The sequence below is a fragment of the Pseudomonas sp. Colony2 genome (assembly GCF_019382755.1).
Taxonomy (GTDB): domain Bacteria; phylum Pseudomonadota; class Gammaproteobacteria; order Pseudomonadales; family Pseudomonadaceae; genus Aquipseudomonas.
On record NZ_CP080030.1, the window covers coordinates 4,353,676 to 4,362,629 of the forward strand.

Here is an 8,954-nt window from a genome sequence, read left to right on the forward strand (position 1 = left end):
TTACTTGCCGCCCGCCACACTCACTGGCTGCCACTGATTGCCCTTGACCTGATACACGGTGAACGACGGCTTCTTCAGGTTGCCCTCGGCATCAAACGCAATGGTCCCGGTCACGCCCTGGTAGCTGATGGCGCGCAGCACCGGCAGGTACTTTTGCGGGTCCACCGAGTCGGCCTTCTCGATCGCCGCCACCAACACCCCGACACCGTCATAGGCAAACGGCGCGTGCAGTTCGATCGGCGCCTTGTAGCGATCCTTGTAAGCCTGCTCGAACGCCTTGCCACCCGGCATCTGCGCCACCGCCAGGCCCGGCTCCAGGGCAATCACGCCCTCGCCTTCGTTCTGCGCCAGTTGCAGGAAGGTCTGGCTGACAAACCCACCGGCCCCCATCAGCGGTGCCTTGATGCCCAGTTGCTTGATACGCCTGGCCAAAGGCGCGGCCTGGGAATCGACGCCACCAAAGAAAATCAGGTCCGGGTTCTGGCTTCGGATATTGGTCAGCACTGCGCTGAAATCGATGGTCTTGTCGTCGACGTATTCACGGGATACCACCTTGGCGCCACCGGCCTCGATGGATTTGACGAACTGGTCCGCCAGGCCCTGGCCGAATGCGGTGCGGTCGTCGATCACCGCAATGCGCCGGGCCTTGAGGGTGTTCAAAGCATAGTCGCCGGCCACCTGGCCGCCATCGTCGTCATGGCCCATGATCCGGAAGCTGGTGTCGAAGCCCTGCTGGGTATACGCGTGCCCGGTAGCAACCGGGGCGACTTGCGCGATACCTGCATCGTGATAAACCCGCGCCGCCGGAATGCTGGTGCCGGTGTTCCAGTGGCCGACCACGCCCACCACGCCTTCGTCCACCAGGCGCTGGGCCACGGTGACGGCGGTGCGCGGGTCGGACTGGTCGTCCTCGGACAGCAGCTTGAAGGTCACCGCCTCACCGTTGATTTTCGGGTGCTTGGCGTTGGCCGCGTCGATGGCCAGTTGCGCGCCGTTTTCCAGGTCCTTGCCGATCCGCGCCGACGGGCCGGTCAACGGCCCGGCCAGGCCGATCAATACGGTCTGGTCGGCCTGGGCCATGGCACTCGCCAGGCTGCTCAAGGCCAGGCCGATCACTAGGGTGTGCTTGAAAGTCTTCATCAGTGGTTCCTGTTTCTTTACGGGCTGGTCGGAACACGCCGGGCGTCCGGTAGCGTCAGGGTTGATTCATTCACCGAGGTAGGCACTGCGCACCTCGGGGTGGTCGAGCAATTCATGGGACGGGCCAGTGAGGCTGATGCGCCCGGTGTCCATCACATAGGCACGGTCGGTGACCTGCAGCGCGAGCCGGGCGTTCTGCTCTACCAGCAGCAGGGTCATGCCCTGGCGGCACACGTCGTCGATCACCTGGAAGATCTTCTCCACCATAATCGGCGCCAGGCCCATGGACGGTTCGTCCAGCACCAGCAAGCGCGGCTTGGAGAGCAGCGCCCGGGCCAGCGCGAGCATCTGTTGCTCGCCACCGGAGAGCAGGCCGGCGGACTGCTGCAGGCGCTCCTCCAGACGCGGGAAGTGCTCGAACAACTGGCGGATCTCGCGGTTCACCTGCTCGGTGTCACGACGCAGGAAGGCCCCGGCCTGGAGGTTTTCCAGGACGCTCATGCGCGCAAAGATCCCGCGCCCTTCCGGTACCATCGCAATGCCCTGGCGCAGCAATTGGTCCGGCGCCTGGCCGAGGATCGAACGCCCGGCGAAGTGAATCTGCCCCGCCGCTGCCGGCAGCAATCCGGTCAGGGCCTTGAGGCTGGAGGTCTTGCCGGCACCGTTGGCGCCGATCAACGTCACTCGCTCGCCTTCGCCGATGTGTAAATCCAGGGACTTGACCGCTTCGATGGCGCCGTAGCGCACCTGCAAGCCGTCGACTTTCAATAAAGGTTCAGACATGGGCGCTGGCTCCCAGATAGGCCTGGATCACCGCCGGGTCGCGGCGCACCTCGGCAGGCGCGCCCACGGCGATCACTTGGCCGTAATCGAGCACGCTGATGCGGTCGCACACCCCCATCACCAGCTTCACGTCGTGCTCGATCAGCAGCAGCGTGTGGCCGTCGTCGCGGATCTTTTCGAGTAGGCCGCGCAGTTGTACTTTCTCGGCAGCGTTCATCCCGGCGGCCGGCTCGTCGAGGGCCAGCAAACGTGGTTCAGTGGCCAGGGCCCGGGCGATTTCCAGTCGGCGTTGATGGCCGTAGGACAGGCTGTCGGCGCGGTAATTGGCGAACCCCGCCAGCCCGACATACACCAACAGGCGATGGGCATGGGCGCGGGTTTGCGCTTCTTCTTCCCGGGCTCGACGATGGCGACTCAAGGCGGCCCACACGCCATTGCGGGTGCGCACATGGCGGCCGACCATGACGTTTTCCAACGCGCTCATGGTGTTGAACAGGCGGATATTCTGGAAGGTCCGGGCGATGCCGGCCTGGGCCACCTGGTGCACGCTGGCCGGCTTGTAGTCCTCGCCGTCGAGCTGGAAGCGCCCGGAATCCGGGGTATACAGGCCGGTCATCACGTTGAAGAAGGTGGTTTTACCGGCGCCATTGGGGCCGATCAAGCCATAGATCTCCCCAGGCTGGATGCTCAGGCTCACGTCGGTGAGCGCCGCCACGCCGCCGAAGCGCTTGTTCACCTGGTCAATCTGCAACAGCGGCTGATTCATCGCGCCACTCCTTTTGGCCACAGGCCTGCCGGTCGATAGAGCATCGCCAGGATCAGCGCGAGCCCGTAGAACAACTGACGAATGATTTCCGGGTCCACCAGCACCTGGCCGAACAGCGCCTGCTGCAACGGGCCCATGCTCGCGCGCAAGGCTTCGGGCAACGCCGCCAGCAATACGCAGCCGAGAATCACCCCCGGGATATGGCCCATGCCGCCGAGCACCACCATCGCCAGCACCGCGATGGACTCATTGAGAGTGAAGGACTCCGGCGAGACAAAGCCCTGGAACGAGGCGAACAACGCCCCGCTCACGCCGCCAAACCCGGCACCGATGGCGAACGCCAACAGCTTCAAGCGCAGGGTGTTGACGCCCATGGCCTGGGCCGCTTCCTCATCTTCACGAATCGCCACCCAGGCCCGCCCGATGCGCGAACGCTCCAGGCGAATGCAGGCAAACAGGATCAGCACCACCAGCGCGGCGAACAGGTAGTAGTACAGATAGACCGAAGGCAGGCGCAGGCCGAACAGCTCCTGGGTGCGCCCGAGGTTGATCCCCAGCAGGTTGACCGGGTCGACCTGGGAAATACCTTTGGGCCCGTTGGTGATGTTCACCGGGCGATCCAGGTTGCGCAGCAATATGCGGATGATTTCACCAAAGCCCAGGGTCACGATGGCCAGGTAATCACCGCGCAGGCGCAAGGTCGGTGCGCCCAACAACACGCCAAAGCCCGCCGCCAGCAACGCGGCCAAGGGCAGGATCAACCAGATCGAGGTGTGCATGCCCGCCGGCAGCAGCGCCATCAGCGCCGGGAATTGCTGCAACAGATGCGGCGAGGACAGCAACGCGGCGAGGTACGCGCCCACTGCGTAGAACGCGATAAAACCCATGTCCAGCAGCCCGGCGTAACCCACGACGATGTTCAGGCCCAGGGCCAGCATGATGTACAGCAACGCGAAATCGAGGGTGCGCACCCAGGTATTGCCACCGGCATGCCCGACAATCCACGGCGCCAGCACCAGCGCCACGGCGAACAATACAAGGCCGAAGCTGGCGCGCTGGCGGGAGGTATTCAGGACACTCATGCGCGGGTCGCCAGTCGTTCGCCCAACAGCCCCGAAGGACGAAACACCAGCACCGCGATCAACACGATAAAGGCAAACACATCCTGGTAATTGCTGCCGAACACACCCTGGGTGGCAGCGCCCAGGTAGCCGGTACCCAGGGCCTCGATCAACCCCAGCAGCAGGCCGCCAAGCATCGCGCCCTTGAGGTTGCCGATGCCGCCCAATACGGCTGCGGTGAACGCCTTGATGCCCGGCAGGAAACCCATGTAGAAATGCGCGCTGCCGTAGTTGCTCGCCATCATGATCCCGGCCAATGCCGCCAGGGCGCCGCCAATGGCAAAGGTCAGCACGATGATGCGATTCGGGTTGATGCCCATCAGGCTCGCCACCTGCGGGTTCTCGGCCACGGCGCGCATGGCCCGACCAAAGCGTGTGCGTTCCACCAGCACCAGCAGCGCGACCATTACCGACAGTGCGACGGCAATGGTGGTCAGGGCGGTAGCGTTGGTGATCGCCGGATGCGCCGAAGCGCCCGCGAGCACTTCAATCGGTTCCAGCGGCAGCAGTTGCGGGAACATCTGCGGGTTACGCGTCCACACCAGCATGGCGACGGTTTGCAGCAACAACGACACCCCGATGCCGCTGATCAATGGCGCCAGGCGCGGCGCATTGCGCAGGCGCCGGTAAGCGACCCGCTCAATCAGCACCGCGAGTACCGCGCAGAACGCCATGGCAATCACAGTGGCTGCCAGCAGCACCAGCACCGGCGGCATCGCCGGCCATGTCACCTGCAACAGGCGAATCACCGAGAGGCCCACCAAAGCGCCAATCATCAACACATCGCCGTGGGCAAAATTGATGATCCGCAAAATGCCGTAGACCATGGTGTAACCCAAGGCCACTAGCGCGTAGAGACTGCCCGTCATCAAACCATTGAGCAGTTGCTGGATAAACGCATCCATGGAAACCATCGACCTCACTACTGACGAGGGCGGCACACTAAGCATCTATTCTGTTTTTATCAAATATCAGAAATTCATATGGTTATGCCAAACGCAAAAAGCGCTATAAACGCCATAAATACGGCATTTATGGCTCTTTATTTGCCATCTCACTTAGTATTTAATTCAATACATGAATAATTTAGAACAGTTAGCCAATGACCCGCCGTTGCGTGCCGTGCGCACCTTCGAAGCGTTTGCCCGCCATGGCGGAGTGAATTCCGCTGCCCGCGAGCTGGACGTGTCGCCCTCCGCCGTCAGCCATCAACTGCACCTGCTGGAAAGCTTTCTGCAGCAAGCGCTGACCTTGCGCCAGGGCCGCAACCTGGTGCTCACCGAAGAAGGCCGCGAGTACTACCGCGCAATTCGCTCGGCCTTCGCCGTACTGCGCAGCGCCACCGAACACGTGCGGGAAAAAAGCGCCACACGCCAGGTCACCATCAGCCTGATCCCGCTGTTCGGCATCAACCTGTTCATCCCGCGCCTGGCACAGTTCCTCAAGGACCACCCGGCGCTGGACATCAACGTCACCTACGCCAACCACCGCAGCTACCCCAGCGACGCTGCCGATTTATCGATCCGCTTCGGCACCGGGCACTGGCCGGGGTACCACAGCGAGCCGCTGATTTCCGGGGCGGTGACGCCGTATTGCAGCCGCGCATTCCTGGAGCAACACGGGCCGATCGACACACCTGAGGCGCTGAGTGAATTACCGCTGTTGCACGACGAAGAGCGCGGCACCTGGAGCCAATGGTTCCAGGCCGCCGACGTGCATCACGGGACCGCGTTGAATGGTTTGCTGCTGGAGGATGGTCAGTTGGCGCTGACGGCCACGCTGACCGGATTGGGCTGCTCACTGCTGCGCGCGCCACTGGTTGCGCCGCATGTGGCAAATGGGGAGTTGGTGAAGCTGTTTGATCTACAGGTCGATGATGGCCGCCAGTACTACCTGTGCCGGCGGGCCAACAGCGAGTTGTCGAGCGAGGGGAATCACTTGTACGACTGGATCAAGAACAACCTTGCGGGGAATTGAAAACACCGCAGATCCAATGTGGGAGCGGGCTTGCTCGCGAATGCGGTGGTTCAGCCAGCACATGTATCGACTGACCCACCGCATTCGCGAGCAAGCCCGCTCCCACATTTTTGTGTGCGTTTCAATTCAGAATGGAGTCAGCTGCCGTTCCCGCCATGCGCCTCTTCAAAGAAGTAATCCTTCCAGCTCCCCGCCTTGTTCTTCAACACGCCCAACTCCTGCAATTTCTCGGCATAGATATAGGTACGCTGCGGCACGATGGTGAAGTCGATTTCCGGGTCCTGGACAATCTTCTCCACCAGCGCCAGCGGTAGCTTCGACTGCTCTACACGAATGTAAGCCTGGGCCGCTGCCGGCTTGTCGGCCTTGATGATTTTCTCGGCCTCGGCCAACGCGTCATAGAACGCCTTGTAGGTCTTGGGGTTCTCGTCGTGGAATTTCTCGGTGGTGTACAGCACGTTGAACGTCGCCGGGCCGCCGAGAATGTCGTAGGAACTCAGCACCTTGTGCACCTTGGGATTCAACAACTCCTGGTACTGGAACGGCGGGCTGGAAAAGTGCGCGTTGATCTCCGAACCGCCAGCAATCAGCGCCGCAGTGGCGTCCGGATGCGCCAGGCTGATGGAGATATCGTCGAATTTCTTGTAGTTGTCGTTCCCGAACTGCTTGGCGGTTTCAATCTGCAAGGTGCGCGACTGGAAACCCACACCGGCGGCCGGTACGGCGATGCGGTCTTTTTCGCTGAAGTCCTTGAGGGTCTTCACATCCGGGTTATTGGTCAGCAGGTAGTTGGGCATCGAGCCCAGCGAGGCGATGGCCTTGACGTTCTGCTTGCCCTTGGTGCGGTCCCACAGCGTGAGCATGGGCGGCACACCCGCCGACACCACGTCCAGCGCGCCGGCCAGCAGCGACTCGTTCATCGCGGTGGCGCCGGAGATACTGTTCCACTCCACCTTGATGTCCAGGCCCTGTTCCTTGCCGTGTTTCTCGATCAGGTTCTGGTCACGAACCACATCGAGGATCAAGTAGCCGATGCCGAATTGCTGGGCGATGCTGATCTTGCCTTCGGCGTGTGCACCAAGGCTGAGGAGCGCACTGGCTGCTGCCAGGAGCGTCAGGGTGGGTCGTTTTATTATCATGAGAACGCTGCCGCGAGGTTGAGAAGGGTTGCGAGCGTAGCGGCCCACGTACAGTGCGAAAAAGAATATCGCGATCTATGGATATACGAAAAACACTGCCCGCCGGCGCTGCTATATTGCGCGCCTGTGCCTGATGTCATCCCCGGAGCCACTCTGCATGCTGCGCACCAACCTCAACGAGATGCTGATCTTCATGGCGGTGGTCGATGGCGCCAGCTTCGTCGCCGGTGGCCAGGCGATGGGCCTGACGCGCTCGGCGGCCGGCAAAGCCGTGGCGCGCCTGGAGGACAGCCTTGGTGTGCGCCTGTTGAACCGCACCACCCGCACCTTGAGCCTCACCGACGAAGGCCGCGCGCTGTATGACCAGGGGCTGGAGATCCTCGCCGCAGTGGACAACGCCCAAAGCCGCATCGGCCAGCCCACCGGGGTACCGCGCGGTTTATTGCGGCTTACGCTGCCCGATGCGTTCGGGCGCAAGGTGTTGCTGCCGCTGTTGAAGAAATACCTGCACGCCTGGCCCGAGGTGCAGGTGGAAGTCAGTTTCAGCGACCGCACCGCCGATATCGTCGAGGACGGCTTCGACMTGGCCATCCGCATCGGCAGCGCCAACACCGACCGCCAACTGGTTTCCCGGGTGGTCGCTCGTTATCAGGCGCTGCTGTGCGCCGCACCGGACTATCTCGCCGAGCACGGCATGCCCCGGGACATGGACGCCCTCGCCCACCACGACTGCCTGTATTTCAGCAGCCGCACGCGCAAGCAAAGCTGGCGCTTTCGCGAATCGGATGGCACCTGGGTCAAGGCGTACGGGCGCAGCCGCCTGCGCCTGGACAGCGGCGAAGCACTGCGCGACGCTGCCGTGTCCGGGCTGGGCATCGCCTTGCTGCCGGACTTCGTAGTGGCCGAGGACCTGGCCGCCGGACGCCTGGCACAGGTGCTGCCCGACCTGGACGCCGGGGACGTGGAGATCCTGGCGATGTACCCGAGCAAACGCTTCCTGGAGCCTAGGGTACGGCGCTTTATCGACCTGATGGTGGATGAGCTGGCGGACTGATCAGTCGGCGTGGGCAATCACCTTGATCTCGACGATCTGTGCATCGGACGCCAGGTAATTCACGCCGACCAGAGTCGCGGCCGGGCGATGCTCACCGATGTATTCTTTCCACACATTGACCACCGCTTCAAAATCGCGCTTGGCATGCACCAGGAAGAAATCCACCGCGGCAATGTTCGAGCGGCCAACGCCGAAGCCGGCCAGCACATGGTCGAGGTTCTCCAGTGTCTGGCGGGTCTGGGCGGCGGCATCACCGTCAACGAACTCACCTTCCAGGGTGTGAGAAAACTGCCCGGCAATATAGATCGTGCCATTGACGCGGTAGCCCTGGCTGACGCTGTTGCCCTCTTCCCATGAAACGCCGTGGTTGTAGATCGTGGGTTTGCTGCTCATGTCGGTTTCCTTGGGCGATGATTTAAGGAAACTGTAACAAGGGCATTGGCGAATGGACGTCCCCACTGAGGCGACCAAAAACTACCCGCCCACGCCCTTCGGCTGGTATCGTGCCGCCCTTGAAAAAACCGCTGCGAGGAAATGGACCTTGAACACTGACGAAAAAATGACCGGGGACCTGTTCGAGGTGGATAAGCGCCTGTCACTCAAGCCCGTGGTGGACTTCAACAACTACCTGCGCAGCGCTTTCGGCGATGGCCCCTGCACCTGCATCCGCTGCGTCGCCAGCGAGGGCAGCGAGGCCGGCTACGAGTTTCAGCACACCTTCGATTTCGACGGCAAAAAAAACCACCGTCGCTTCGCCTCCACCGCCGGCAGCGACGTGCTGTTGATACTGAAGAAAGCCTGGTTGTCTTACACCAAGGCCGAGCTGCCGTTGAGCGGCGCGCTGGCGCTGGACACGGTGAAGGAATTTGTCGAGCCGCAGCTGCACAAGCGCGTGGCGCCGCTGTTCCTGGCCAGTGGGTTGGTCAAGGATGTGGAAGGTGAGTTGCGGATGCAGCCGCAGGCCGCGGGCTGAT

The 8,954-nt window shown here is 62.3% G+C and carries 10 protein-coding genes; 3 read left to right on the plus strand and 7 right to left on the minus strand.

Features of this window, described 5'->3' with window-relative positions; all coding sequences use genetic code 11:
• The 5 genes from JV201_RS17225 to JV201_RS17245 all read right to left on the minus strand — a co-directional run bounded on the left by JV201_RS17225 (position 1) and on the right by JV201_RS17245 (position 4,715).
• Positions 1–1,140, minus strand: a complete 1,140-nt coding sequence (locus JV201_RS17225; protein WP_177008268.1) for a branched-chain amino acid ABC transporter substrate-binding protein — start codon at positions 1,138–1,140, stop codon at positions 1–3.
• Positions 1,141–1,206: 66 nt separating this feature from the next.
• Positions 1,207–1,923 (minus strand): ABC transporter ATP-binding protein, encoded by a 717-nt coding sequence (locus JV201_RS17230; RefSeq protein WP_008436935.1) that lies wholly within the window; start codon positions 1,921–1,923, stop codon positions 1,207–1,209.
• Positions 1,916–2,689 carry an ABC transporter ATP-binding protein gene (locus tag JV201_RS17235; protein WP_219405778.1) on the minus strand — a complete coding sequence of 258 codons (774 nt, stop codon included), beginning with the start codon at positions 2,687–2,689 and terminating at the stop codon, positions 1,916–1,918. The genes JV201_RS17230 and JV201_RS17235 overlap by 8 nt, the downstream gene beginning before the upstream one ends.
• Entirely contained in the window at positions 2,686–3,771 is a 1,086-nt protein-coding gene (locus JV201_RS17240; RefSeq protein WP_087694203.1) for an ABC transporter ATP-binding protein, read from the minus strand. Before JV201_RS17240 ends, JV201_RS17235 begins: the two co-directional genes overlap by 4 nt.
• Positions 3,768–4,715, minus strand: a complete 948-nt coding sequence (locus tag JV201_RS17245) for a branched-chain amino acid ABC transporter permease (protein ID WP_008436930.1) — start codon at positions 4,713–4,715, stop codon at positions 3,768–3,770. Before JV201_RS17245 ends, JV201_RS17240 begins: the two co-directional genes overlap by 4 nt.
• Positions 4,716–4,887: 172 nt before the next feature.
• On the opposite strand from JV201_RS17245, the gene JV201_RS17250 reads away from it, so the two are divergent.
• Positions 4,888–5,787, plus strand: a complete 900-nt coding sequence (locus JV201_RS17250) for a LysR substrate-binding domain-containing protein (RefSeq protein WP_134326868.1) — start codon at positions 4,888–4,890, stop codon at positions 5,785–5,787.
• A gap of 137 nt (positions 5,788–5,924) precedes the next feature.
• On the opposite strand, the gene JV201_RS17255 is transcribed toward JV201_RS17250, so the two are convergent.
• Entirely contained in the window at positions 5,925–6,926 is a 1,002-nt protein-coding gene (locus JV201_RS17255; protein ID WP_003207959.1) for an ABC transporter substrate-binding protein, read from the minus strand.
• 157 nt (positions 6,927–7,083) lie between these two features.
• Between JV201_RS17255 and JV201_RS17260 the strand changes: the two genes are divergently transcribed.
• On the plus strand, positions 7,084–7,980 hold the full coding sequence (locus JV201_RS17260; protein WP_219405779.1) for a LysR family transcriptional regulator: 897 nt from the start codon (positions 7,084–7,086) through the stop codon (positions 7,978–7,980).
• On the opposite strand, the gene JV201_RS17265 is transcribed toward JV201_RS17260, so the two are convergent.
• Positions 7,981–8,373: a RidA family protein gene (locus JV201_RS17265; protein WP_003207956.1), complete on the minus strand. Its 393-nt coding sequence runs from the start codon at positions 8,371–8,373 to the stop codon at positions 7,981–7,983.
• Positions 8,374–8,521: 148 nt separating this feature from the next.
• Between JV201_RS17265 and JV201_RS17270 the strand changes: the two genes are divergently transcribed.
• Positions 8,522–8,953 (plus strand): hypothetical protein, encoded by a 432-nt coding sequence (locus JV201_RS17270; protein WP_087694212.1) that lies wholly within the window; start codon positions 8,522–8,524, stop codon positions 8,951–8,953.
• Position 8,954 lies beyond the last annotated feature (1 nt).